The organism is Streptomyces sp. NPDC058579 (assembly GCF_042718575.1).
Taxonomy (GTDB): domain Bacteria; phylum Actinomycetota; class Actinomycetes; order Streptomycetales; family Streptomycetaceae; genus Streptomyces.
The window spans coordinates 96758-121152 of the sequence record NZ_JBHXPI010000013.1; the positions used below are offsets into that span (position 1 = coordinate 96758).

General features: G+C 72.1%; 28 protein-coding genes. 14 read left to right on the forward strand and 14 right to left on the reverse strand.

All coding sequences use genetic code 11. The features are described 5' to 3' along the window. The first annotated feature begins 30 nt into the window (after positions 1–30). Positions 31–555, forward strand: a complete 525-nt coding sequence (locus tag ACFWRO_RS17845) for a hypothetical protein (protein WP_384511061.1) — start codon at positions 31–33, stop codon at positions 553–555. Between the two features lie 261 nt (positions 556–816). Next, positions 817–1392: a hypothetical protein gene (locus tag ACFWRO_RS17850; RefSeq protein ID WP_384511063.1), complete on the forward strand. Its 576-nt coding sequence runs from the start codon at positions 817–819 to the stop codon at positions 1390–1392. Here ACFWRO_RS17850 and ACFWRO_RS17855 read toward each other — a convergent pair. Together ACFWRO_RS17855 and ACFWRO_RS17860 are read right to left on the reverse strand one after the other, a co-directional pair. Beyond that, on the reverse strand, positions 1334–1849 hold the full coding sequence (locus ACFWRO_RS17855; RefSeq protein ID WP_384511066.1) for a WXG100 family type VII secretion target: 516 nt from the start codon (positions 1847–1849) through the stop codon (positions 1334–1336). The two genes, ACFWRO_RS17850 and ACFWRO_RS17855, sit on opposite strands and share 59 nt — an antisense overlap. A gap of 123 nt (positions 1850–1972) precedes the next feature. Further along, complete coding sequence (locus tag ACFWRO_RS17860) at positions 1973–2329, reverse strand: MerR family transcriptional regulator (protein ID WP_384511069.1); 357 nt, start codon at positions 2327–2329, stop codon at positions 1973–1975. Between the two features lie 86 nt (positions 2330–2415). Between ACFWRO_RS17860 and ACFWRO_RS17865 the strand changes: the two genes are divergently transcribed. Next, the gene (locus tag ACFWRO_RS17865; RefSeq protein WP_384511072.1) at positions 2416–3489 is read left to right on the forward strand and encodes an alkene reductase; all 1074 of its coding nucleotides are present in this window, start codon (positions 2416–2418) and stop codon (positions 3487–3489) included. Positions 3490–3502: 13 nt separating this feature from the next. On the opposite strand, the gene ACFWRO_RS17870 is transcribed toward ACFWRO_RS17865, so the two are convergent. Then, the gene (locus ACFWRO_RS17870) at positions 3503–4297 is read right to left on the reverse strand and encodes an SDR family NAD(P)-dependent oxidoreductase (protein ID WP_384511075.1); all 795 of its coding nucleotides are present in this window, start codon (positions 4295–4297) and stop codon (positions 3503–3505) included. A 123-nt stretch (positions 4298–4420) separates the two neighbouring features. Here ACFWRO_RS17870 and ACFWRO_RS17875 point away from each other — a divergent pair, with 123 nt between their 5' ends. Both ACFWRO_RS17875 and ACFWRO_RS17880 read left to right on the forward strand, forming a co-directional pair. Next, the gene (locus ACFWRO_RS17875; protein WP_384511079.1) at positions 4421–5026 is read left to right on the forward strand and encodes a TetR/AcrR family transcriptional regulator; all 606 of its coding nucleotides are present in this window, start codon (positions 4421–4423) and stop codon (positions 5024–5026) included. Between the two features lie 81 nt (positions 5027–5107). Beyond that, on the forward strand, positions 5108–5515 hold the full coding sequence (locus ACFWRO_RS17880; RefSeq protein WP_384511082.1) for a CoA-binding protein: 408 nt from the start codon (positions 5108–5110) through the stop codon (positions 5513–5515). A gap of 107 nt (positions 5516–5622) precedes the next feature. Here the strand turns inward: ACFWRO_RS17880 and ACFWRO_RS17885 are convergent, their stop codons facing one another. Further along, positions 5623–6420, reverse strand: a complete 798-nt coding sequence (locus ACFWRO_RS17885) for a hypothetical protein (RefSeq protein ID WP_384511084.1) — start codon at positions 6418–6420, stop codon at positions 5623–5625. A 375-nt stretch (positions 6421–6795) separates the two neighbouring features. Between ACFWRO_RS17885 and ACFWRO_RS17890 the strand changes: the two genes are divergently transcribed. Then, positions 6796–7011 carry a hypothetical protein gene (locus tag ACFWRO_RS17890; protein ID WP_384511087.1) on the forward strand — a complete coding sequence of 72 codons (216 nt, stop codon included), beginning with the start codon at positions 6796–6798 and terminating at the stop codon, positions 7009–7011. 117 nt (positions 7012–7128) lie between these two features. Here the strand turns inward: ACFWRO_RS17890 and ACFWRO_RS17895 are convergent, their stop codons facing one another. Together ACFWRO_RS17895 and ACFWRO_RS17900 are read right to left on the reverse strand one after the other, a co-directional pair. Then, a complete protein-coding gene (locus tag ACFWRO_RS17895; RefSeq protein ID WP_384511090.1) occupies positions 7129–7686 on the reverse strand; it encodes a YbaK/EbsC family protein in 558 nt (185 codons plus the stop codon). A 44-nt stretch (positions 7687–7730) separates the two neighbouring features. Continuing rightward, on the reverse strand, positions 7731–8303 hold the full coding sequence (locus ACFWRO_RS17900) for a helix-turn-helix domain-containing protein (RefSeq protein WP_384511092.1): 573 nt from the start codon (positions 8301–8303) through the stop codon (positions 7731–7733). Positions 8304–8416: 113 nt separating this feature from the next. On the opposite strand from ACFWRO_RS17900, the gene ACFWRO_RS17905 reads away from it, so the two are divergent. Beyond that, the gene (locus ACFWRO_RS17905; protein WP_384511094.1) at positions 8417–9283 is read left to right on the forward strand and encodes an EamA family transporter; all 867 of its coding nucleotides are present in this window, start codon (positions 8417–8419) and stop codon (positions 9281–9283) included. Positions 9284–9319: 36 nt separating this feature from the next. Here ACFWRO_RS17905 and ACFWRO_RS17910 read toward each other — a convergent pair whose 3' ends face one another. Further along, positions 9320–10063 (reverse strand): acyltransferase, encoded by a 744-nt coding sequence (locus tag ACFWRO_RS17910; protein WP_384511097.1) that lies wholly within the window; start codon positions 10061–10063, stop codon positions 9320–9322. A 120-nt stretch (positions 10064–10183) separates the two neighbouring features. Here ACFWRO_RS17910 and ACFWRO_RS17915 point away from each other — a divergent pair, with 120 nt between their 5' ends. Next, a complete protein-coding gene (locus ACFWRO_RS17915) occupies positions 10184–10711 on the forward strand; it encodes a gamma carbonic anhydrase family protein (protein WP_362417502.1) in 528 nt (175 codons plus the stop codon). A 120-nt stretch (positions 10712–10831) separates the two neighbouring features. On the opposite strand, the gene ACFWRO_RS17920 is transcribed toward ACFWRO_RS17915, so the two are convergent. Next, a complete protein-coding gene (locus ACFWRO_RS17920) occupies positions 10832–11506 on the reverse strand; it encodes a DedA family protein (protein WP_384511100.1) in 675 nt (224 codons plus the stop codon). 196 nt (positions 11507–11702) lie between these two features. Between ACFWRO_RS17920 and ACFWRO_RS17925 the strand changes: the two genes are divergently transcribed. The 3 genes from ACFWRO_RS17925 (at position 11703) to ACFWRO_RS17935 (ending at position 15829) form a co-directional block, all read left to right on the forward strand. After that, positions 11703–13139, forward strand: coding sequence for a hypothetical protein (locus ACFWRO_RS17925; RefSeq protein ID WP_384511103.1), 1437 nt, complete (start codon positions 11703–11705; stop codon positions 13137–13139). Positions 13140–13250: 111 nt separating this feature from the next. Beyond that, positions 13251–14516, forward strand: a complete 1266-nt coding sequence (locus ACFWRO_RS17930) for an AAA family ATPase (protein WP_384511257.1) — start codon at positions 13251–13253, stop codon at positions 14514–14516. Then, the gene (locus ACFWRO_RS17935; protein WP_384511105.1) at positions 14513–15829 is read left to right on the forward strand and encodes a VWA-like domain-containing protein; all 1317 of its coding nucleotides are present in this window, start codon (positions 14513–14515) and stop codon (positions 15827–15829) included. Before ACFWRO_RS17930 ends, ACFWRO_RS17935 begins: the two co-directional genes overlap by 4 nt. 69 nt (positions 15830–15898) lie before the next feature. Here ACFWRO_RS17935 and ACFWRO_RS17940 read toward each other — a convergent pair whose 3' ends face one another. Continuing rightward, the gene (locus ACFWRO_RS17940; protein ID WP_384511108.1) at positions 15899–16360 is read right to left on the reverse strand and encodes a DUF4442 domain-containing protein; all 462 of its coding nucleotides are present in this window, start codon (positions 16358–16360) and stop codon (positions 15899–15901) included. A 106-nt stretch (positions 16361–16466) separates the two neighbouring features. On the opposite strand from ACFWRO_RS17940, the gene ACFWRO_RS17945 reads away from it, so the two are divergent. Both ACFWRO_RS17945 and ACFWRO_RS17950 read left to right on the forward strand, forming a co-directional pair. Continuing rightward, the gene (locus ACFWRO_RS17945) at positions 16467–17570 is read left to right on the forward strand and encodes a hypothetical protein (protein ID WP_384511111.1); all 1104 of its coding nucleotides are present in this window, start codon (positions 16467–16469) and stop codon (positions 17568–17570) included. Positions 17571–17633: 63 nt separating this feature from the next. Next, complete coding sequence (locus ACFWRO_RS17950) at positions 17634–18947, forward strand: MFS transporter (protein WP_384511114.1); 1314 nt, start codon at positions 17634–17636, stop codon at positions 18945–18947. On the opposite strand, the gene ACFWRO_RS17955 is transcribed toward ACFWRO_RS17950, so the two are convergent. The 4 genes from ACFWRO_RS17955 to ACFWRO_RS17970 all read right to left on the reverse strand — a co-directional run bounded on the left by ACFWRO_RS17955 (position 18934) and on the right by ACFWRO_RS17970 (position 22077). Then, positions 18934–19725 carry a spermidine synthase gene (locus ACFWRO_RS17955; protein WP_384511260.1) on the reverse strand — a complete coding sequence of 264 codons (792 nt, stop codon included), beginning with the start codon at positions 19723–19725 and terminating at the stop codon, positions 18934–18936. The two genes, ACFWRO_RS17950 and ACFWRO_RS17955, sit on opposite strands and share 14 nt — an antisense overlap. Positions 19726–19899: 174 nt before the next feature. Then, a complete protein-coding gene (gene tuf, locus ACFWRO_RS17960; RefSeq protein WP_384511117.1) occupies positions 19900–21069 on the reverse strand; it encodes an elongation factor Tu in 1170 nt (389 codons plus the stop codon). A 94-nt stretch (positions 21070–21163) separates the two neighbouring features. Next, positions 21164–21301 (reverse strand): hypothetical protein, encoded by a 138-nt coding sequence (locus ACFWRO_RS17965; RefSeq protein ID WP_384511119.1) that lies wholly within the window; start codon positions 21299–21301, stop codon positions 21164–21166. Positions 21302–21369: 68 nt separating this feature from the next. Then, entirely contained in the window at positions 21370–22077 is a 708-nt protein-coding gene (locus ACFWRO_RS17970; RefSeq protein WP_384511122.1) for a DNA alkylation repair protein, read from the reverse strand. A 248-nt stretch (positions 22078–22325) separates the two neighbouring features. On the opposite strand from ACFWRO_RS17970, the gene ACFWRO_RS17975 reads away from it, so the two are divergent. Further along, positions 22326–23105 (forward strand): TVP38/TMEM64 family protein, encoded by a 780-nt coding sequence (locus ACFWRO_RS17975; protein ID WP_384511125.1) that lies wholly within the window; start codon positions 22326–22328, stop codon positions 23103–23105. 19 nt (positions 23106–23124) lie between these two features. Here the strand turns inward: ACFWRO_RS17975 and ACFWRO_RS17980 are convergent, their stop codons facing one another. Further along, entirely contained in the window at positions 23125–24294 is a 1170-nt protein-coding gene (locus ACFWRO_RS17980; RefSeq protein WP_384511128.1) for a thiolase family protein, read from the reverse strand. Between the last annotated feature and the right edge of the window lie 101 nt (positions 24295–24395).

The window sequence follows — 24395 nt, forward strand, 5'->3', positions numbered from 1 at the left end:
GTTTCCGTCGATCCCCTTCGGAGGACCTCCATGCGTCCGTCGCCCGAGCCGAGCCCGGCCACCTACCTCATGCTGACCCCGGGCAGCCCGGAGTCGTACGCGCTCGCGGGGCAGCCGGCCGACGTGGTGGTCGTCGACCTCCAGCGGGCGGAACAACGGCTCGGTGCCGTGATCGCCCTGCTGTCCAGCCGGCAGCCGGACAGGCCTCAGGAGAGGTGGGTCCGGCTCCATCCGGCGAACTCCCCCGAGTGCGATGCGGATCTCGACGCGATCGCGGATCTCGGTGACGGGCTGATCATCCCGGGGGTCGAGAACGTCGAGACGCTGCACCGGATCGCCCGGCGCAGGCCCGGCACTCCCCTCATCCCGGTCATCGACAGCGTCCGCGCCCTGACGCTGGCGCCCTCGCTAGCCCGGCATCCGAGCATGGCGAGACTCGGCCTGACGACCGTCGCGTTGTCCACGGAGCTGACCGACGGCATGCTCACGGCTCGTTCCGGTGACCGTGCAGGGCGCGGCAGCCGGGAGGAAAACCTCAAGTCGCTCCATGTGTAAGCGAGTTATGACGACGGCCAGACCTGAAAGAAGGTCCCGGTCGCCCTGGGCATGGCCCTGGTGTTGCTGAACCCGGCGAAGGACAGAGGGATCTCCTTCCGCGCCGAGATCACAGACAAGCAGGGCAACGAGTCGACGGTGTCGATCCGCAACGCCTACCTCGGCAAGTGACGCTCACGCGGGCGGAGTCTCGTCGGACATCGACGGGACTCCGCCCGCGCGTTCACCGGCACACCGAATAACTGACAAGGAGTCAAAGAGATGACCTGGTACCCGGGCCCCAGCCGGATCACCGTGATCGGAGTGGACGCCGACTGGCCGCAGCGCGCGGTGGTACTGCCGGCCGGAGGAGGCCGCCGGATCGTGATTCCCGGCGTCGTGGGCGAGTCCGTGGACATCGGCGCGGCGGGATGCCACATGAACCTGGAGCACCAGTACCAGGGATCCTGGCGACCCAACGTCCGTACCCTGCAGGGCCGTTGGGATCGACAGGGCGGCATCGAAGTCCAGGTGATCCGCAGCAAGGACCACGACTGGTCGCACGACCGCGTAGAGAACGACCTGGTCCTGCGCATCGAGCGGCTCGTCCAGGCCCCGGACACAGCGGCCGCCGCGGCTCAGGCGCCGAGCGGGCTGCGGGACTCGAGTCCGGCCGCCGCGGCCAGGTCGGAGAGGGCGCCGTCGGATCCCGGACGGATCAGCACCGTCTCGACGGACACCCCGGCCTTCGCTTCCCCCAAAGCCTCCCCCAGCGGCTCCCCCAAGCCCTCCGCCAAGGTCAGTGGCCGGGGCCGATCCGGACGCCCTGCCACCCCTGGACGAGACAGTTCTGGCTGAAGCGGTAGGTCCCGGAGATGTGGTTCAGCAGGTGGACGTGGTCGCCGAGCATCTTCTCCATGGCCGTCGCCGCGTCGTGCCACGCCGTCTGCTTCTCCGTGTAGACCTGGGCGTCGTCACCGATCCAGGTCTTCTTCAGCTCACTGAGCTCCGCTTCCAGATTGCTCAGGGTCTGGGCGATGGCATGGGTCTGCGCGATCAGGTCCTCGGCGGCGTTGTCCATGTGGCTGTACACGACATTGATCTGACCGTCGGTCAGGTTGGGTGGCTCCGCGTAGGTGACCCAACTGCGCGTGGGAGTGAGGGGCGTGAGCGCCTCGACCGCCGTCTGCGGGTCGAGGGGCGCGAGCCGCTCATGCGTCGTCAGCGGGGTGAGGGGCGCGAGCGCCTCCTGCGTCGTCAGCCGGGCGACCGGCGTGCCGTCGGTGGGCGGTCCCACCCTGTAGTACTCCGCCATCGATGGCCTCCAGAGGTGTGTGTCGGCGCGGCCGGACCGACGGGCGCGACCGTCCCACCCTCGCGCGGTCGCCTTGCGGAGACCTTGCGACCCGGCGCCTGAGGAACCCAGTCGGCGGAACGATCACGCGTGCCGATGCGCCCGGGCCGCGGCCATCAGCGTGTCAAGGGTGTCCCTGGTCCGTACGAGGTCGGCGATGTGCGCGGAGAGCCGCTCCCGCTCCAGCGCCATCCGCTCCAGCGCGGCGTCGGAGTTCTCCTCGCTCGGCGCCTCGACGCAGGGCAGCAGCTCCACGATGGTGCGGCTGGACAGACCGGCGGCGTACAGCCGCTGGATGAACGCGACCCGATCGACCTCGACGTCCGTGTAGTGCCGCTGCCCGCTGGGGCTGCGGGTGCTGGCGAGGAGCCCTTGGTCCTCGTAATAGCGCACGGACCGGACGCTGACCCCGGCCCGCGACGCGAGCTCGCCGATCCGCATGGAACTACCTCCTGGCTGTGTTCGGCTGTGTTCCGGCTCACAACAGCTTGCCTCTGACGTCAATGTCAGGTTTTAGCGTAGCCGACATGACGACTCTCTTCACCAGCTACCGACTCGGCGGCCTCACCCTCCCCAACCGGGTGGTCATGGCCCCGATGACCCGGGTCCGGGCCGCCGCCGGCGGCCTCGCGACCCCCTCCATGGCGGCCTACTACGCCCAGCGGGCCACGGCCGGGCTGATCGTGAGCGAAGGCGTGCAGCCGAGCACCGTAGGGCAGTCCAACCCGGGTACGCCCGGGCTGCACACCGACGAGCAGGTCGAGGCCTGGCGCCCCGTGACCGCGGCCGTGCACGCCAACGGCGGCCGGATCTTCGCCCAGCTCATGCACGGCGGCCGGGTCTCCCACCCCGACACGACCGGCCTGCGGCCCGTCGGCCCGTCGGCGGTCCCGGCGGTCGGCGACGTGTTCACCCCGACCGGCCCGCAGCCCGCTCCGATGCCCCGCGCGCTGGACACCGCCGAAGTGCCCGAGCACGCCCGCTCCTACGGCCTGGCCGCCCGCCGCGCCGTCGACGCGGGGTTCGACGGCGTAGAACTGCACGGCGCCAACGGCTACTTGATCTCGCAGTTCCTCTCGTCCAACGCCAACCTGCGCACGGACCGCTACGGCGGCCCGGTCGAGCACCGGATCAGGTTCGCGGTCGAAGCGGCCGCGGCGACCGTCGACGCCGTCGGAGGCGCCAGGACCGGCATCCGGCTCTCACCGGGCGGTACGTTCTGGGGCGTCGAGGAGACGGACGTACGCGAGCTGTACACCGCGCTCCTGGCCGAACTGGCCTCCCTGGACCTCGCGTACATCCACCTCGAAGCCACCGCGGACGAGGAGCTGCTGGTCGCCCTGCGCCGGGCGTGGCCGGGTGCGCTCGTCATGAACCCCGTACTGCCCATGGGCCCGAAGCAGACCGGCCGGGACGACGCCGACCACTGGCTCGGCCTGGGCGCCGACCTCATCAGCTTCGGCCGCGCCTACCTCGCCAACCCGGACCTGGTCGAGCGGCTGCGGGGCGGACTGCCGATCGCCCCGGCCGACGAGGCCACGTACTACCAGGGCGGCGACGCGGGCTACCTGACGTACTCGGCGTACCAGCACACGACCTGACCCCGAGCGGGGGTCAGCGCGCGCCCGTCATGGACCCCATGACGAGGACGGCGCGACGCCTGGTCAGACCGCGACTGAGGCTCGCCATCACACGATTGCGCCGGCCGGAGACGACACTCGGCGGCGGCGTACGGCGGTCAAGGGCCGCCAGCGCCGTCGCCACGACCTCCTGCGGCGACTGTCGCTTCGCACCGCCGTCGGCTTCCGTGCCGATGGTGTCGAAGAACTCGGTGTTGGTCGCGCCGGGAGACAGGGCGAGCACACGAAGCCCGGTGCCGCGGGACTCCTGCCACAGGGCCTCGGTGAAGCTCAGCACGAACGCCTTGGCCGCAGCGTAGACGGCCATGTTGGGGACGGGGAGATACGCGGCCATGCTCGCGACGTTGACGAGCACGCCGCTGCCGGCGCTCCGCAGCGGCCCGATGAACGCGCGGCTGATGTCCACGAGGGCGGCGATGTCGACGGCGATCTCCTCGCGCAGGCGCTGCGGGTCCTCGGTGTGGAACGGCCCGAAGGTGGCGAACCCGGCGTTGTTCACGACGCTCGTCACGGTCAGTCCTCGCCGGGCCACCTCCTCCGCGAGGGTCTCCCCCGCACCGGGCAGGCCGAGGTCGAGCGGTATCGCCGTGGCGCGGACACCGTGGGTCGCGGCCAGTTCGGCGGCCAGTTTCTCGAGCCGCTCCCGGCGCCGGGCCACGAGGACGACGTCCGAGCCGCGCTGGGCGATCTGCCGCGCGAACTCGGCACCGATGCCGGCGCTCGCACCGGTGATCAGGGTGGTCTGGCGGCGGTAGTCGACGGCACTCATGGCTGCTCCCAAGGATCGAACACGGCGGCTCGGTGAACCCGCTCCGTGATGTCACTGTAGGCCGAACCTGTCACCGAGTGTCAATAAGGTACGAGGTGACAGCACCTGATAGGCTCCGTACTCATGAGCGACGACGACACGACCGTCCGTGGGGGACTGCGGGCGCGCACCCGGCTGGCAGTGCAGGCCGAGATCGTCGCGACGGCGATGCGGCTGTTCCTGGAGCACGGCTTCGAGGCCACGACGATGGAGCAGATCGCGAACGAGATCGGCATCTCGCGGCGCTCGCTCTTCCGCTACTTCGGCACGAAGGAAGACATCGTGCTCGGCGACCACGCCGAGAGCGGCAGGTCCCTGCGAGCCTTCCTGGAGGCCCGCCCGACGGAGGAGCTCCCGTGGGACGCGCTCCGGGCCGCCCTCCAGGCGCTCCTCGACGCCCTCCCGTACACCTCCGAGGACTTCCTCAGGATCACGACCATGCTCCACGCGTCGCCGTCGCTCCGGGGACGGCAACTGGAGAAGCGCCAACAGTGGGTCGACCTGCTGGTGCCGGACGTCACCCGGCGCCTGGGCGACCCGGCGGACCCGATGACCGAGTCGCGGGCCCGCGCACTCGTCTCCTGCGCCCTGGCCTGCTCGGACGTCGCACTGGAGACCTGGGTCCGCAGCGAGGGAACGGTCGACATGGTGCAGGTCTTCGACGAGGCGGTGGCGGCGGTACGCGGCTAGGGCCTCTCGTACGGGAATCCCAGGCGACCGACACTCGTTCCGCCTCTGAGAGTGTCCGAACTCAGCAACCGGAGCCAGAGCGTGCACAGCGACACTGAAACCATCCGCAGGATCCTCGACGAGCACGGCGACACCTGGGCCATCGTGGGCCTCTCCGCCAACGAGGAGCGCGCCGCCTACGGCGTCGCGGCCTTCCTGCAGCGCCACGGCAAGCGGATCGTCCCGGTACACCCGAAGGCCGAGACGGTCCACGGAGAACAGGGCTACGCCTCCCTGGACGCGATCCCCTTCGACGTCGACGTCGTGGACGTATTCGTCAACAGCGCCCTCGCCGGCGCGGTCGCCGACGAAGCCGTCACCAAGGGCGCCAAGGCCGTCTGGTTCCAGCTAGGCGTAGTGGACGAAGCCGCGTACACCCGCACCCGCGCCGCGGGCCTGGACATGGTCATGGACCGCTGCCCGGCGATCGAAATCCCCCGCCTCGCCTGAAGGGAATACGGCTTTGGGCGCCGTATTCGGCCTGCTTGGAGGCCATCTCATTTGGCGAGTCTGCGGTAGCAGATGGGGGTGCAGGCGGCGATGTTGGTCGCACCCAGTCAGCCGGCCGAAGTGTTCTGTGTCGCCTCGCGTGCCTCGGTGAGGGCTCGCTGCCTGAGGTTGCCGCCGAACAGCTGAATCGTGGTGGCGGCCAGGATGTCGTCCCTGCCGATGGTCCGCCTGTCCCCGCTGCGGGCGGACAGGTCCTGGAGGGAATCCTTGAGGAACGGGGGTGGGGCCGGTTCGCCCGGCATCACCAGGGTGACCGTACCGAAGCGTTTGACGCCGCCCTCGCGGACGACCATGGCCGCGTCCCGGGCGAGGTCCGTCAGGAACACGCTCGCGATTCCGTCCAGGTCGCGGACCATCGCCGGGACGGCCGTGGCCCCCTGGCTCCACAGCAGCTTCTTGACCCCGGCCTCGAATCTGTGGGCGCCGACCACAGCACTCGGTTTGCGCGACCTGCTGCGCCTACGAGAAGGCACGATGACGCCCTCGGCGTCGTACAGGACACCGGTCAGGCCCTGAAACGTCGGGCTGTGGTCGTACCACTTGTCCCCCACCTCGAGCTCGACGTTCCGGTCGATCGCCGAGAGAAGGTCCCCGGGAATCAGCTTCTTCCGGGCCTCCTCCGCCGCCGCTCTCCTCGCGCCGTCGATGATCTCCGTCAGCACCGTCCGCGTCACCGACGCGGCGGCCCACGCGGCCGACCGCGAGACGTGCAACGGGGTCACGTCCCTGAACACCGCTTTGACGAGAGAAGGCTTGAAGGGCGAGACGTCCATGACCGAGGCGGTCTCGGGACCGCTGCGCTCAGGGCGTGCGGGCTGTGCGGGCTGTGCGGGCTGTGCGGGCATCGAAGGAAACGCTCCCTGCTGTCGGAGTTGTCAGAGACCCACACTTCACCAGGCAGACCCGCTCTCTTCCCCCGTCCGGCTCCACCTCCGTTCTCCCGAACCCCTGGGCCGATTCGAACCGTCGACTTCCCGCTCCCAAGGCGAGCGCTCCGACCTCTGAACTACGTTCCGTTGCCGTGGAGTTGCACTCCGGGTATCCTGCTGCCGTTCTTCCTCTACCCCTTGGGGGATGCATGTGGGTTTCGCCTACCGGGCGATCGCGGTCGACCGACCGCCGTCGGCTCCTGTAGCCCGCGTCGCGCCGCTGGAACGACCTCGCCTTAGCGGGGTGTGTCCAGATCCAGCGTGCCTGCGAAACCACAACGGAGGAACACAATGTCAACCAGTCAGCAGGGTCACACCTGCGCCCACCCTGGTCGCGACCTGACGATCGTCGCACTCTGCGCCGCTCTCGCATCGCTCGCGGCCGTCATCGTCGTCATGGGCTTCAACGGCACCCCGCTCGACGCCTTCAAGGCCGGCGGAGGTGCGCTCCTCGCCGTCATGGGTGTGGGTCTCGTCGTACTGCAGTACCTGAAGCGCCACAACTAGCAACGCCAGAAGGGGCGGTCCTCGTCGGGCCGCCCCTAAGCGTGACGTCGGCCCGCCACCCCGGATGCCTCCGGGGAGACAACGCCCGTCCCGCATGAGACTCCCGAGCCCCCGGGCTCACTCCACGCCCAAGCCCTCCACCACGACCGCGCGGGGCAGTTCGGCGAAGGCTTTGCCTGGGACGATCAGTTTGCCGCGGCGGCTGCCGCTGCCGATGAGGACCCAGGGGGTGTCGACCACCGTCGCGTCCACGAGGACGGGCCAGTCGGCCGGGAGGCCGATCGGGGTGATGCCGCCGTACTCCATGCCGCTCTCGCCCGTCGCGGTCTCCATCGGGGCGAACCTCGCCTTGCGGGAGCCCAGTTGACGGCGGACCACGCCGTTGACGTCGACCCTGGTGTCCGAGCGCACCACGCAGGCCGCCAGAGTCGTCTCCTCACCGCGCTTCCCGGCGACGATCACGCAGTTCGCGGACTGTTCGAGGAGTTCGCGGCCGTGGTTCTCGACGAAGACGGCCGTGTCGGCGATCTCCGGGTCGGTGTCGACGTATAGGAGTTGATCCGCCGGGACGGTGCCCTGCCAGGCGCGTACGGCCGCCGCGACCGGTTCCGTGAGCCGGTCCAGACAGTCGGGGGCGGGAACGGCGTTGTCGAAGTCTCCGATGGGTGCGCGCATGGGGCCCAAGCTAACAGCGGCCGCCGGGGCCGCTGTTCGGCGTCTCAGCGTACGGGCGGGATGGAGACGGCCATGGTCATCTCCACGCGCTCCGTGCCGTCGTTGCGGTACGCGTGCGGCACGTTGGCCTCGAAGACGGCGGACGTGCCGGCCGGGATGCGGTGATCCTCGCCCTCGACCACGAGGGTGAGCTCGCCGGCCGAGACGTGCAGCAGCTCGGTCGTGCCGTCGGGGTGCGGGTCGGACGCGCTGCCGTCGCCCGGCATCAGCGTCCAGGCCCAGAGTTCGAGCGGGCCGCGCGCCTCGGTGCCGGCGAGCAGGGTGGTGTGGCTGCCGGTGGAGGTGGACCACATGCGGACGGCCTGGTCCGGCGGGACGAGGCGGACGTGCGGGCCCTGCTCGTAGTCGAGGAGGGTGGTGATCGAGACACCGAGCGCGTCCGCGAGCTTCACGGTGGTGCCGACGCTGGGGTTCGTGCGGGCCTGCTCGATCTGGATGATCATGCCGCGACTGACGCCTGCCCGGGCGGCCAGCGCGTCCAGCGTGAAACCGCGCTCATTGCGCCACCGCTTCAGATTCCGCGCGAGCGACTGCGTGAGCTGATCGAGGTCCGACACATTCCGTCCAATATTTTGGATGACATAGTCCAACAGACTGAACTACGGTGGGGTCTACCGCGGTGTACCAGCTGTCCACCGCACTGTACTGCGAGACGCCCCTGCGAGGATCCATGACTGCCCTGTTCGCCCTGGCCACCGCCCTCCTCTGGGGCCTGGCCGACTTCGGCGGCGGGCTGCTCACCCGGCGCATGCCCGCTCTCACCGTGGTCGTGGCCTCGCAGACCGTCGCGGTCGTCGTCCTGGGCGCCGTCGTGATCGCCACCGGCGCCTGGACCGAGGCCGGACCCCAGCTCTGGTACGCCGTCGCCGCGGGCGTGGTCGGCCCGGTCGCGATGCTCTCCTTCTACAAGGCCCTCGCGCTCGGCCCGATGGGCGTGGTCTCCCCGCTCGGCTCGCTCGGTGTCGTCGTGCCCGTCTCGGTGGGCCTGCTCATCGGCGACCGGCCGGGGCTCCTCCAGTTCGCCGGGATCGGTGTCGCGATCGTCGGCATCGTCCTCGCCGGCGGGCCCGAGCTGCGCGGCGCGCCCGTGCAGCGCCAGGCCGTGCTCCTCACCCTGGTCGCGGCCTTCGGCTTCGGCTCGGTCATGGCGCTCATCGCCGAGGCCTCCTCGACACTGACCGGCCTGTTCCTCGCCCTGTTCGTGCAGCGGGTGACCAACGTGGCGGTGGGCGGCGGCGCCCTGTACGTCTCCGTGAAGCGGGGCGGGCGGGCCCTGCCCGAGGGCGGCGGGACGAAGGTCGTGTGGGCGGCCCTCCCGGCGCTCGCCTTCGTCGGCCTCGCGGACGTCGCCGCCAACGGTACGTACTCGATCGCGGCGCAGACCGGCCCGGTGACCGTCGCCGCCGTCCTCGCCAACCTCTACCCGGTCGTCACGGCCCTCGCCGCGCGCGGAGTGCTGAAGGAACGGCTGCGCGCGGTCCAGGCGGCCGGTGCGGGCCTGGCTCTGGTCGGCACGGTTCTCCTCGCGACGGGTTGACGAGGCCACGGGCCGACCGGCCGCCGAAAGGCGCGCTCAGCCCTCCGCGAGGTCCCATGCCGCGAGCGCGGCGAGCTGCTCGTGCGTCACACCGTCCGGTACGGGCACGGGCGCCGGTGTCCGCAGTGGCGGCTGCCAGCCCTGCTCCGGGTCCCAGCTGCGCACCACCTTCGCCGGCGCGCCGGCCACCACCGAGTGGTCCGGCACCTCGCCCCGTACGACGGCACCCGCCGCGACCACCACGTTGCGGCCGAGCCGCGCGCCCGGCAGGATCACCGCGCCCGTGCCCAGCCAGCAGCCCGGCCCGATCTCGACCGGCTCGGAGCGCGGCCACTGCCTGCCGACCGGCTCGTCGGGGTCGTCGTAACTGTGGTTGGTCGAGGTGATGTAGACGTACGGTCCGCAGTACGTGTCCGAGCCGATGGTCACCCGGGTGTCGGCGATGACGTGGCTGCCACGGCCGAGGACGACACCGTTCCCCAGGGTCAGCACCGTGTCGGGGCCGAGGTCGAGCCCGGGCAGCATGCCGGCGGTGAGGGTGACCTGCTCGGCGATGATGCAGCACTCGCCGATCTCGATCCACTGCTCACCGAAGACGGTCCCCTGCGGGAACGCGAGCCGGGTGCCCGCCCCGAGGCGACGGAAGCGCAGCTTCCCGGGGCGCTCGGCGGTCACGGAACCCGTCTCCTGCACCCAGCGCCACCCGCCCTGCACGGCCCGGGCGAGCACGCGGCGCCGCCAAGCGGTGAGAGAAGAGAACGTGTTTCTGTTCCTGGGCACCCGCACACGGTAGTCCGCACCGTCGTAGCTGATCAGTGGGGTGCCCTGTGATGTCCGTCATGGGCCGCGGCTAGTGTGCCGTGGAGGCGTGACGCAAGCACGAACGATCAGGAGCGAACGATGACCGAGGCGTTGATCAAGGGCGTGGGCGGCAAAGAGCCGCAGGTGGATCCGACCGCCTTCACCGCGCCGACCTCCGTGGTGCTCGGTGACGTCACGCTGGGCGCCCGCGCCAGCGTCTGGTACCACGCGGTGCTGCGGGCGGACTGCGGTCCCATCGCCGTCGGCGAGGACTCGAACATCCAGGACAACTGCACCGTCCACGTCGACCCGGGCTTCCCGGTCTCGATCGGGGACCGGGTGACGGTCGGCCACAACGCGACCGTGCACGGCTGCGTCATCGAGGACGACGTGCTGGTCGGCATGGGCGCCACGGTGCTCAACGGGGCCCGGGTGGGCGCCGGTTCGCTCATCGCGGCGCAGGCGCTCGTCCCGCAGGGGATGGAGATCCCGCCGGGCTCGCTGGTGGCGGGCGTGCCGGCCAAGGTCAGGCGCCCGCTGACCGAGGAGGAGCAGGCGGGCATCCGCCTCAACGCGGAGATGTACCTCCACCTGGCCAAGGGCCACGCCGAGGCCTTCCAGGACTGAGAGCCCGGCTCGCGCACAGAGCGCGAGGGTTGCGGCACGCGCTCACAGCGCGAGGGCGCGGCGGCCGTGCGACCACCGCGCCCTCGCGCTTACGTCTCGCTGCCGGTGAGGCGCTCTCGCTCAGCTCGCCGAGTCCGCAGCCGCCACCGCGACCGGCGCCGACGTCGCCTCCGGCTTCGTCTCGGCCTTTGCGGCAGCCTTCTTCGCGCGGTTCTTCAGGATCAGCATCGATGAGACGCCGACCAGGACCGCGAGTACGAGGCCCAGCCACGAGAAGCGCTTGAGCCACGCCTCCGCGACGACGCCCACCGAGTAGATGACGGCCGTCGTGCCGCCCGCCCAGAGGATGCCGCCGAAGACGTTGGCGATGAGGAACTTCCAGTACGGCATGCGCAGGACGCCCGCGAGCGGCCCGGCGAAGATCCGCAGCAGGGCGACGAAGCGGCCGAAGAAGACGGCCCACATGCCCCACTTCTCGAAGGAGCGTTCCGCGAGCGCGATATTGGCCTCGCTGAAGTGCTTGGGGAACTTTTTGCCCAGCCAGGCGAGCAGCGGACGCCCGCCCTTGCGGCCGATCGCGTAGCCGATCGAGTCGCCGATGATGGCCCCGGCGATCGCGCAGGCGCCGAGGACGTACGGATTGATGTCCCCGTGCTGGGAGGCGAGCAGGGCCGAGCTGACGAGGACGATCTCGCCGGGCAGCGGGATTCCCAGGCTCTCCAGCCCGATCACCACTCCCACCAGCGCGTAGATCGCCACCGCGGGGATCGTCTCCAGCCATTCCTGGACGTGCAACGCGGATTCCTCCCGGTCGTGGCGCGCGCCGCGTCGCGCGCGCCGAGGCAGCCTACCTGGTCACGGCCCGCCGGCCCGCCGCCCGCCGGGTCCGTAAATGACTGGTCGGCCGCGGCCGGGGCGGGCTACGCTCCGCCACGATGACGACTCACACTGTTCAGTGTTGGGGGGTCCCGTCCGCGCAAGGTGAGTGCTGATGACCACTCACACCGCGTACGAGGATTCCCGCGCTTCCTTCCTTTCCTTCTGGCTGCGCGTCCGCGAGTTCGCCGTGCCGCCGTCCATGATCGAGACCGCGACCGCCCGTCGCCTTTCCGGCGACTGGGCCGGGGCGTGCGCCGCCGCGCGCGTCGATGTCGACCTCGACCTGCGGTCCGTGACCCGGGCCCATGGCCGGGACCTCACCGACCGGCTCCGGCGCGATCTCCGCCACCTGGCCCCCGACCTGCTGCGCTGGCACATGCCGAGGGTCGCTCCGCACGGGCTGCTGCGCCCGGGGCTGACGATCTCGCTGGCCCGGTACGCCCCGGCGGAGCCGACGGCGGGCGCGGAGCCGACGGCGCGGGCGAGCCCGGTGCATCTCGTGGCCCGGACCCCGCCCGCGTGGGCGGAGGGCGGCCAGCGGATCAGCCTCGCCCTCTGGGACGGGTCCTCTGATGGCTACTCGGGCGGGTCCCTCGGTCAGGGCCCCGTCGGGCGCCACCCGCACCCGCGGCCGGGGCGGCGGTTCCGCCTCGACCTGCACCGCCACCTGTGGGACGCGCGCAGGGCCGACGAGCTGCGTCTGCGCTCGGGGGCCGACGCCCCGCCTGCGGGCGGGGCGGAGACGCCCGTACCGGAGGGGTACCTCTGTGCCGTCGACCGCTGGCCGGCGGAGGCGAGGCACGTGCTCCGGGCCGAGGGCAGGTCCGGCGGTCCGGTGACCGTACGCCTCGATTCACGCCGCCGCCTCACGCTGGACGTGGACATGGACGTGGACGTGGACGTGGATCCCGACCTGGCCACGAAGGCGGGTAGGGATACGGCCAGCGCCGCCGCGCCGCTCGTCCTGCCGGACGCGGCGACCTGGATGCTGCCCGATCTGGAGCTGCTCCGGGCGGGCGCGATCGAGGCCGGCCGGCTCCACCCGCTGGTCGCCTCCGCCCTCGTACCGGACCACATGCCCACCGGCCCCACCGGCCCCGCCGAGGAGCAGGCGGCCTCGGGGCCCCGGGTCGTGGAGTGCCGGGGTGACCGGCACCGGATCGCTCTGGTCGACGGCGTACTGGCTCCGCTGGACCACGGCCCGGAGGAGGTCGCGCGGGAGGAGCTGCTCGTCGCCCTGGGCGGCACCCCTCTGCCCTGCCTGCGGGCGATCGACGAGGCGCACCGGCGCCCGGACTGCCTCGCCGGCGTGAGCGAACGCCTCCAGCACGGGGACGTCGCGGGTGCGCTCGCCGTCGTCGAGGGCCTGCTCGGGCCCGGGGCGACGCTGCGCGGCGGACCGCTGCGGGACGCCCTTGAGGCGGCGGCGCGGCGGCGGATCGCCTACGGGATGTTCCGCTCGGGCCTCGACGTACCACCGCCCCACCGCGTCGCGCCCGCCCCTCGCCGCCCCCGCGACGCACGAACCCGCCCCCGCCTCGCGCACTGAGGCGCGCCACCGGGCTCCGTCCCCGCAACACCGGGGCTCCGCCCCCTTTCACGTTCCCAGCCTTCCCACCACGACTTTCCCAGGTGATCACTCATGACTGCTCTGTCCACCATGCCCGCGTACGCCCCTACCCCCGCCGCCCCCGACTCCCCCTCCCCCGACTCCCCGCTCGAAGTAGCCGACGCGTTGCTGACGCTGCTTGCCGACACCACCACCGAACCCCGGCCCGACACCCAGCTGGAGGCCCTGACGCTGGCCGTGGCCGCCGACCTGCCCGTGATCCTCTGGGGTGAGCCGGGGATCGGTAAGACGGCGGCCCTGACCCGGCTGGCCGAGGAGCTGGACCTCCCCCTGACCACGGTGATCGCCAGCGTGCACGAGCCTTCGGACTTCTCGGGCCTGCCCGTCGTCGGCGACGACCCCGCCGTGCAGGGCGTCCCGATGGCCCCGCCGGACTGGGCCGTGCGGCTGGTCCGCGCCGGCCGGGGGCTGCTCTTCCTGGACGAGCTGTCCACGGCGCCGCCGTCCGTGCAGGCCGCGCTGCTCCGGCTCGTCCTGGAGCGGCGGATCGGCGCCCTCCAACTGCCGCCCGGGGTACGGATCGTGGCCGCCGCCAACCCGAGGTCCTCGGCCGCCGACGGCTGGGAGCTGAGCCCGCCGCTGGCCAACCGGTTCGTCCACCTCCAGTGGGCCCACGACGGCGAGGTCGTCGTCCGCGGCCTCGGCGGGACCTGGCCCCGGGCCACCCTGCCCCGCCTGGACCCCGGGAAGCTGCCCGAGGCCGTGGAGTTCGCCCGGCGCGCGGTCTGCGGGTTCCTGACCGTCCGCCCCGAGCTCGTGCACCGGCTGCCCAACAGCGAGACGCGGCGGGGCGGCCCCTGGCCCTCGCCCCGGAGCTGGGAGATGACCCTCCGGCTGATCGCCTTCGCGACGGCGGCCGGCTCCTCGCGCGACGTCCTGGCCCAACTGGTGCGGGGCGCCGTCGGCGACGGGCCCGGCCTCGAAGTGATGGCGAGCGTGGACCGGATGGACCTCCCTGACCCCGAGACGCTGCTCGCCGACCCCGAGGCCGCCGAGCTGCCCGAGCGCGGGGACCTGCGCCAGGCCGCGCTCGACGGAGTCGTCGCTGCCGTGCGCGGGCGCCCGGACGAGGCGCGCTGGGACGCGGCCTGGGCGGTCCTGGTACGGGCCCTGGAGACCGGGGCCCCGGACCTGGTGGTCGTACCGGCGACGACGCTCGCGTCACTGCGACAGGCGGACTGGACGGTTCCGGCGGCAATCAAGAAGCTCGCCGGCGTGGTCTCCCTCTCCCGGCGCGCCGACGACGCGGCGGCCCGCTCCGCCCAGGCGGCCCTGAAGCCGCAGGCCCGCCGATGACGGCGGGGACGCGCGGAGCGCAAGGGGCTGCGGCGGGGCTGGACCCCCGCCTCGACCCCCGCCTGGACCTCCGCCTGGACCTCCGCCTCGACCTCGACCTCGACAAGCTCTACACCGCGCGGCTGCAGGCCGCCCGGGCCAGGCCGTACCTGGCGACGGCGCTGTTCGCCCTGCACACGGTGGAGTCGCGCCAGGTGCCCACGATGGCGGTCGACCGGTACTGGCGGTGCTACGTCTCCCCCGGGTTCGTGGACCGGACCCCGGTGGAGGAGCTGGCCGGGGTGTGGGTGCACGAGGTGTCGCACCTGCTGCGCGACCACCACGGGCGCGGCGACCGGCTCGCCCGGACGCGCGGACTGACCGGCCCGGCGGAACGGCTGCGGATGAACATCGCGGCGGACATGGAGATCAACGACGACGCGTTCGGCGACGGCCTGGTGCGGCCGCAGGGCGCCGTCGTACCGGGCGACCTGCACCTCCCCTCCGGGGAGCTGATGGAGGACTACCTGCGTCAGTTCGGACTCGGCCCCAGGACGGAGCACCTCGTCTGGCTGGACTGCGGCAGCGGTGCGGACGGCAGCGCGCGGGAGTGGGACCTCGGCCCCGACGGCGCGGACGGCCTGAGCGAGCAGCAGCGGGACGCGGTGCGGTTCCGAGTGGCGCAGGCCATCTCCGGGCGGCCGGGGAACGCCCCGCGGGGGTGGAAGCGGTGGGCGGAGGAGGCGTTCCATCCGCCGCAGCCGTGGCGGGAGTTGCTGGGCGCGGCGCTCCGCTCGGCGACCTCGGGACCCGGCGCGGGCGACGACTACAGCTACGGCCGTCCGTCCCGGCGCTCGACCGCGCTGCCCGGTGTCGTGCTGCCGAGCCTGCGGCGGAGGCCGCCGCGCGTCACCGTGGTCATCGACACCTCGGGCTCCGTCAGCGACGCCGAACTGGGCAGCGCGCTCCTGGAGGTCGCCGCCATCTCCCGTACCGTGGGCGGCCGTCGCGACCTCGTCTCCGTCGTGTCGTGCGACGCGGCGGCCCGGGTCGCGGACCCGATCTGCCAGGCGGAGGGCATCCCGCTGATCGGCGGCGGGGGTACGGATCTGCGCGCGGGCTTCGCCAAGGCCCTGGGCGGCCGTCCGCGCCCCGATGTGATCGTGGCCCTGACCGACGGCCAGACCCCGTGGCCCAGCGCACCGCCGCCCTGCCGGACGGTGGTGGGCCTCTTCCCCCGCGCGCGAAGGCCTAGGTCGTACGACGAGGACAACCCCGAGTACGTCCCGGACTCACCACCGGAGTGGGCACGCGTGGTGGTCATCGACGCGTGAGGGGCGGTACGGGTGGTACGAGGGCCTCAGCCGGCTGACGCCTCCGTAACCCCCGTACCCCTTACGTCGCTACTTCCCCTGGCCGTTCGGCCGCAGCGTCCAGACGACCGTCATCTCGCCGGTCACCGCGCCGTCCTCGCGCGTGATCGCGATGTGGACGGGGAACTCCGGGCGCTCGCCGGCGTCCAGTTCGGCGACGACGTCGGCGGCCGGGCGGCCCAGGGTGGCGGTGGCCGTGACGACGCCCATGGCCAGCTTCTTGTAGCCGATCTCGGCCGTCACGGCGAGCGGCACCGCGCGGTTCAGCTGGTCGCCGAAGGCGGCCAGGACGATCGCGCCGCTGGCCGACTCGGCCAGCGTGAACATGGCTCCGGCGTGCGGGCCGCCGACGTGGTTGTGGTAGTCGGCCTGGTCCGGCAGGCGGACGACGGCCCGCTCGGAAGTGGTCTCCAGGAACTCGAGGTTGAGGGTCCTGGCCATGGGAACCGTGGCGGCGAGCATCTCGCCGACGGACATCTGGTCTGCGCTCATGAGGCGATGTTACCCACGAGTAGCACGGATGGCCATCCCCCTCGCCACCCGCCCTCACGGGGGCGGGCGTAGCAGGGTTCGCGCCACACCTCTATGGTTACTGGCCATGTGGCCAGGACAGCAGCCGCCCGGGGGCGAGCAGAACCCGCAGGACCAGAGTCAGAACCCCTACCAGCAGCCGGGGTACCAGCAGCCGAACCAGCAGCCCAACCCGTACCAACAGCCCGGCTATCAGCAGCAACAGCCCGGATACCCTCAGCAGCCGCCCACGCAGCCGGGGTACCCGCAGCAGCCCGCGCAGCCCGGCTACCCGCAGCCCAACCCGTACCAGCAGCCGACCGTGCCGCAGTACGCGGTGCCCGGGGCGCCGCAGGGCGGACCCGGCGGGCCGGGCGACGGCAAGAAGAAGCAGACGACCCTGATCGCCATCGTCGCCGCGACCGCCGTCGTCGCCGCGGCCGGCGTGACGGGGTTCCTCGTCCTCGGCAAGGACGACGACAAGAACACGCACGCGGGCGACGACCCGAAGGCCTCCTCGTCCGCCCCTGTCACCCCCACCGGCCCCGCGCCGACCTCCTCCATCGACAACCCTCGCGACGACGCCGACCTGCAGCCGACCATCCCCGGCTGGAAGGTCGTCCACAATCCGAAGTACGGCACGCTCTTCGACGTACCCCCGGACTGGGAGCTCCTGAAGCCCGGCAGCGTCGCGTTCTTCGAGGACGAGAAGAAGGGTGACGGCTCCCCGGTCGTCACGATGTCGTCTCCGGTGCGCTACAAGAGCAAGTGGTGCACGTTCGACACGAACAAGGACGGCTCCAAGGAGAACTGGGGCCTGAGCAGCGCGGGCACCAAGGGCGGCCAGGGCGCCAAGAACACCGAAGAGGCGGCGTTCAACGAGGCCGGCAACTGGGTGTGGGCGGGCTACGCCCAGCACATGCCCAAGGGCACCATCAAGATCACCAAGGCCGTGCCGTACACGACCACGTCCGGTCTCACCGGCAGCGTCTCGACGGCCACCGCCCCGGGGATCAAGAAGCGGAACCCGTGCGAGGCGGACGGCAAGTCCATCGCGTTCTCCTTCAAGAACTCCAAGGGCGACTTCTCGTCGTTCGTGCTCTACGGCGCCGACGGGGTCAAGGACGAGCTGGCGGACGCCACGATCCAGAAGATCCTGGCGACCGTACGGCTGGCCCCGGCGTCTTCCTGACACAAGTCGGTCCTGGCGTAAATCGGTTTGGCAGGGGGCGGCGGCTACGGGGATAGTCCCGGGGTGAGAAAACCCGCCGCCTCCCCCCGCACCCCGCTCCTCTCCCGCCGCCCCGACTGGGCCGGCCGCAACTACGTCCTGCTGACCGCCGCCGCGATCGTCACCAACCTCGGCACCCACGGTGCCCTGATCGCGGCGGCGTTCGCGGTGATCCAGTCCGGCGGCGACGGCGGCGACGTGGGCCTGGTGGCGGCGGCCCGCACCCTCCCGCTCGTCCTCTTCCTGCTGATCGGCGGCGCCGTCGCCGACCGGATACCCCGGCACCGCGTCATGGTCGCCGCCAACGCGCTGAACTGCGTCTCGCAGGCCGCCTTCGCCGTCCTCGTCCTCGCGGGCGACCCGCAGCTCTGGCAGATGATGGTGCTCACCGCGCTGTGCGGAACGGGCCAGGCCTTCTTCAGCCCGGCCGCCGAGGGCATGCTGATGTCCAGCGTCAGCGGGGAGCAGGCCGGCCGCGCCTTCGCCCTCTTCCGGATGGCGATGCACGGCGCCGGCATCGGCGGCGCCGCGCTCGGCGGCGCGATGATCGCCGCCGTCGGCCCCGGCTGGGTCCTCGCCATCGACGCGGCCGCCTTCGCCGTCGCCGGCGCGTTCCGCGCCTTCCTCGACGTCAGCCACATCGCCGAGCGGAAGCCGGGCGGCGGACTGCTCGCCGATCTGCGCGAGGGCTGGCAGGAGGTCGTCGGGCGCCCCTGGCTCTGGTCGATCGTGGCCCAGTTCGCCGTCGTCGTGGCCCTCGTCGGCGCGGCCGAGTCGGTGTACGGGCCGCTGGTGGCCCGGGACGAACTCGGCGGCGCCCGGCCGTGGGGGCTCGCGCTCGCCGCGTTCGGCGTGGGCACGCTCTCGGGGGCGCTCCTGATGATGCGCTGGAAGCCGCGCCGGATGCTGCTCGTGGGCACCCTGGGCGTCTTCCCCCTGGCCCTGCCCTCGGCGGCGCTCGCGGTGCCACTGGACGTCGTAGGGCTCTCGGTGGCGATGTTCGTCAGCGGGGTGGCCATCGAGGTGTTCGGTGTGGCGTGGATGACCACGCTGCACCAGGAGATCCCGGAGGAGAAGCTGTCCCGGGTCTCCGCCTACGACTGGTTCGGCTCGACGGCCATGCTCCCGCTCTCCACGGCGCTCGCGGGCCCGGCGGAGAGCCTCTTCGGCCGGAGTCAGGCGCTGTGGGGTTCGGCGGTGCTGATCGTGGTCGTCACGGCCCTCGTGCTGTTCGTCCCCGACGTACGGAATCTGACGCGCCGCACGCATACGAAGGAGCTCACGCGCGGCCCCGAAGCACCGGCGGCCGCTGGGGACAGCACCGTCACCCGATGCTGAACGCCCCGTCCGGCGGTACGGGAGAGGGCACCGCGCCCGCGTCGTCCACCGGCCGTGCGTCGCGGGTGAAGCGCGCGAGGCTCTCGCCGTACTCCACGCGCGCGGGGAAGGCGTCCGCCGCCGCGCGGCGGGCCAGGAAGGCGGTGTCGATGTCCCCGTCGGAGGCGACGAGGACGGCGTTGCCGAAGCGGCGGCCGCGCAGCACGGGCGGTTCGGCGATCAGGGCGAGCTCGGCGAAGACGGCGGCGAAGGTGGCCAGTTGGGAGCGGAGGAAGGCGAACGGCGCCCCGTCGGCCAGGTTGGCGGCGTAGAGCCCGCCCGGCCGCAGCACGCGCCGGGCCTCGCGCGCGTACTCCACCGAGGTCAGGTGCGCCGGGACGCGCGAGCCGCCGAAGACGTCGGCGACGAGGACGTCCACGGACGCCGTGGGGGCCTTCCCGAGCCACTCCCGGGCGTCCGCTCCGTGCACGGCCACCCCGGAGCCCTCCGGCAGCGGAAGGTGCTCGGCGACGAGGTCGAGCAGCCCCAGGTCGGCCTCCACGACGTCCTGGCGGGAGCCGGGGCGGGTGGTGGCGACGTAGCGGGGCAGGGTGAGCGCGCCGCCGCCGAGGTGGAGGACGGAGAGGGCGGCGCCGTCGTCGGCCGCGCTGTCGAGGACATGGGCGAGCCGACGCGCGTACTCGAATTCGAGGTGCGTGGGCTCGTCCAGGTCGACGTACGACTGCGGTGCGCCGTCGACGGTGAGCAGCCAGGCCCGCTCCCGGTCGATGTCCGGCATGAGCCGGGCGGTGCCTCCGTCGACGTCGCGCACGACGGGAATCTGCTCGTTGACCTCGTTCACACCCTCATTGTGCCTGCGGTACTCAGGGCGACGTCGGGGCGCCCACGGGCCTGACGGCGGTCGGCCCGCACTCCGTGGGTACGGAATGCGGGCCCCGTACGGCGGTCGGGCTCAGGCCACGGTCGTGACCGTGCCGGCGCCGACCGTGCGGCCGCCCTCGCGGATCGCGAAGCCGAGGCCCGGCTCCAGCGGTACGTCACGGCCCAGTTCGACGGTCATGGTGACCGTGTCGCCGGGGCGCGCGATCGCCGCCTCTCCGAGGTCGACGTCGCCGACGACGTCCGCGGTCCTGATGTAGAACTGCGGCCGGTAGCCGGTGGAGACCGGGGTGGTACGACCGCCCTCCGCGCCCGACAGGACGTACACCTGCGCCGTGAACCGCCGCCGCGGTACGACGCTCCCCGGCGCCGCCACGACGTGCCCGCGACGGACCGCGTCACGCGGGACACCACGCAGCAGCAGCGCCACGTTGTCGCCCGCCTCGGCGGACTCCATGGGCTTGCCGAAGGTCTCGACACCGGTCACGACCGTCTCGGTCTCCGCGCCCAGGACCTCGACCCGGTCACCGACCCGGACCGTGCCCCGCTCGATCGCGCCCGTCACGACGGTCCCGCGCCCGGTGATGGTGAGCACGTTCTCGACGGACATCAGGAACGGCGCGTCCACGTAGCGCACCGGCATCGGCACGTACGTGTCCACGGCGTCGAGGAGCGCCTCGATCGCCCCGGACCAGCGCGCGTCCCCCTCCAGGGCCTTGAGCCCGGACACCCGGACGACGGGCACGCTGTCGCCGGCGTAGCCGTGCGCGGTCAGCAACTCCCGTACCTCCAGCTCGACCAGGTCGGTCAGCTCGTCGTCCCCCGCGTCGGCCTTGTTGAGCGCGACGACGATGTGGTCGACGCCGACCTGGCGGGCGAGCAGCACGTGCTCGGCGGTCTGCGGCATGATCCCGTCGAGCGCCGAGACGACGAGGATCGCCCCGTCGAGCTGGGCGGCGCCGGTGACCATGTTCTTCACGTAGTCGGCGTGGCCTGGCATGTCCACATGGGCGTAGTGCCGGGTGTCGGTCTCGTACTCGACGTGCGCGATGTTGATGGTGATGCCGCGCAGGGCCTCCTCGGGCGCGCGGTCGATGCGGTCGAACGGCACGAAGGTGCCGGTCCCGCGCTCGCTGAGGACCTTGGTGATGGCGGCGGTGAGGGTGGTCTTGCCGTGGTCGACGTGGCCCATGGTGCCGATGTTCAGGTGCGGCTTGGTGCGCACATATGCCGTCTTGGGCATGGTTCGCTCGTTCCTTGAGCTCGAAGCGTGTGAGGGGACCCCGGGACCGAACCGACCCTCCCCCTACGGGGTCCGCCGGACGATCCGGGGAGGGTCAGCTTCGGACGCCGTCGAGTGCGACGACGGCGAGGAACGTGGAATCGACGACCGAATCGACGACGGAATCGACAACGGCAGCCTTCGGCGCGGCCGCGACTGCGGGCCGTGCTGCGAGGAAGGCGTACCGGAACATGCCCCCGATCATCGCGGGGCGAGCGCCCGGCGTCGAACGATTTTCCAGCGAGGGGGCGTTGAGCGGCGTCAGAGGTGCTTGAGCGCCTCACGCACCGACAGCGGGGCCAGCCGGGTCCGGTTCGCCTCGACGAAGGCGCGTACCTCGTCGGGGTCCGTCTTGGCGTACTCGCGCAGGGCCCAGCCGATCGCCTTGCGGAGGAAGAAGTCGGTGTCTTCGGCGCGGCGCAGGCAGTAGGCGAAAAGGCGCTCGGTGTCGGTGGCGTCCTTGAAGCGCAGTTGGTGCAGGAGCGCTGTCCGCGCGATCCAGAGGTCGTCGTCCTCGATCCACTCGTCCATGCGCGCGGCGAGCGCCGGATCGGCTGCGACGAGCCCGCCGACCACATGGGCGGCGAGGTGGTCGACGGTGTCCCACCAGGAGTCGGTGGTGACCAGCTGCCGGGCGACGGGCAGGAAGCCGGACGAGCAGCGCCGGACGTGGCGGCGGAGGTAGTCGACGGCGAAGTAGTGGTACTCGCGCTCGGGGAGGGCGAAACAGCGCAGGGCGACGGCCGCGCAGTCGGCCTCGTCGGGGCGCGGGGTGCCGTCGAGGACCGTACGGGACAGGACGCGCCGCTCGGGGGTGCGGATACCGAGGAAGGGGGCGACGCCCTTCATGTACGCGACCATCTCCAGGGCCCGGAACGGGTCGCCTGCGGCCGGGTAGACCTCGGTGAGGCGCGCGAGCAGGGTGTCGGCGAGGGCGCTGACAGGGACGGCGGGCGGCGCGGACGTCATACGGGTCACAGTACGGCCGCTGGCAGGGCAGGCGGTCACGGTACGACCGATCGCAGGACGGGCGATCACAGCTCAGCCGATCGCAGGACGGGCGATGGCAGGACGGGCGATCGCCGGACGGGCGATCGCCGGACGGCCGGTCTCAGCTCAGCCGATCACAGTTCGGCCGATCACAGTTCATCGGATGGCAGTACGGCGGATGACGGACATTACGGCGATCACATGGGTACGTCGGTTACTCTCCCCGGATGCTCGACCCCGTCACCCGACCGCCGGGCTCCCTCGCGCTCCGCTGCTCCCGGGCCATGCTGTCGCCCTGGTCGCGCCTCTCCCTGCTCGCCGCGCTCCTCCTCGCCGCGGCGGCGACCGTGCTGCTCTACGAGCCACAGCGGCTGCTCGCCGAGGGCTGGCCGGCCCAGTCGAGCGGTGCGGGCGCGGTGGTCCTGTTCGGTCTGGCGTACGGGGTGTGCACGGCGGCCTTCGTACCGCGGCCGATCCTGAACCTGGCCGCGGGCGCGCTCTTCGGCACACAGGCGGGGATCGTGGCGGCGCTGGCCGGGACGGTCCTGGGCGCGGGGATCGCGTTCACCCTCGGGCGGCTGCTCGGTCAGGACGCGCTGCGGCCGCTGCTCCGGGGGCGCTGGCTGACGGCGGCGGACGGGCAGTTGAGCCGGCACGGGTTCCGCTCGATCCTGGCGATCCGGCTCTTCCCGGGGGTCCCGTTCGCGGCGGCCAACTACTGCGCGGCGGTCTCCCGCATGGGGTACGCGCCGTTCCTGCTCGCGACCGGGCTCGGGTCGATCCCGAACACGGCGGCGTACGTGGTGGCGGGCAGCGAGGCCGGGTCGCCGACCTCGCCCGCGTTCCTGATCTCGATGGGCTTCATCGTGCTCTCCGGCCTCGCGGCGGCGATCGTGGCCTGGCGCAAGCGCCACGGCCTGCGCGCCCGGGCGACGGCGACAGGACCATCACCGGAACCGGTCCAGACGCGCCCGCTGGAGACGACGGGCGCGGGCGACCCCCGCTAGCGCGGACGTCCGCCCAGCCTCAGAGCGCCTCGACGATCATCGCGTTCGCCAGGCCGCCCGCCTCGCACATCGCCTGGAGGCCGTAGCGCGCGCCCCGGGCGCGCAGGGCATGGACCAGGGTGGTGGTCAGGCGGGTGCCGCTCGCGCCGAGCGGGTGGCCGAGCGCGATCGCGCCGCCGTGGACGTTGACCTTGGCCGGGTCGGCGCCGGTCTCCTGCTGCCAGGCGAGTACGACGCTGGCGAACGCCTCGTTGATCTCGAAGAGATCGATGTCGGCCAGGCCGAGCCCGGCCCGCCGCAGCACCTTCTCCGTCGCGGGGATCACGCCGGTCAGCATGAGCAGCGGATCGGAGCCGGTCACCGCGAAGCTGTGCAGCCGGGCGAGCGGGCGCAGGCCGAGCCGCTCGGCGGTCTCGGCCGCCATGACGAGGACGGCCGAGGCGCCGTCGTTGGTCGGGCTGCTGTTGCCGGCCGTCACCGACCACTCGATCTGCGGGAAGCGCTCGGCGAAGCCGGGGTCCTCGAAGGCGGGCCGCAGCCCGGCGAGGATCTCCGGCGTGGTCGTGGGCCGTACCGACTCGTCGCGCAGGACGTCTCCGTACGGAGCGACCTCGGCGTCGAAGAGCCCGGTCTCCCAGCTCCGCGCGGCCTTCGCGTGCGAGGCGGCGGCGAACTCGTCCATGGCCTCGCGCCCGATCGACCACTTCGCGGCGATGAGCTCCGCGCTGATCCCCTGCGGGACGAGCCCGTCCGGGTACCGCTCGGCGACGCCGGGCCCGAAGGGGTCGGCCCCGGGCGGCACGTTCGACCACATCGGGACCCGGCTCATCGACTCGACCCCGCAGGCGACGGCGATGTCGTACGCCCCCGAGAGCACCCCTTGCGCCGCGAAGTGCACGGCCTGCTGGGAGGAGCCGCACTGCCGGTCGACGGTGGTGGCGGGGACCGACTCGGGGAAGCCCGCGCCGAGCCAGGCGTACCGGGTGGTGTTCATGGCCTGCTCGCCGACCTGGTCGACGGTGCCGCCGATGACGTCGTCGACGAGCGCGGGGTCGATGCCGCTGCGTTCGATCAGGGCGCGCAGGGTGTGGGAGAGCAGAGCAACGGGGTGGACCTGGGACAGGGCACCGCCCGTCTTCCCCCTGCCTATGGGTGTACGGACCGCTTCGACGATGACGGCGTCGCGCATGATGACGGCTCCTCGATCACCTGGTGAGTTTGATATCTGGACCAACACCTGTCAGTAACATAGCCCAGTTAGTTTGATTTTCAAACCCTCTCTCCCTCGCT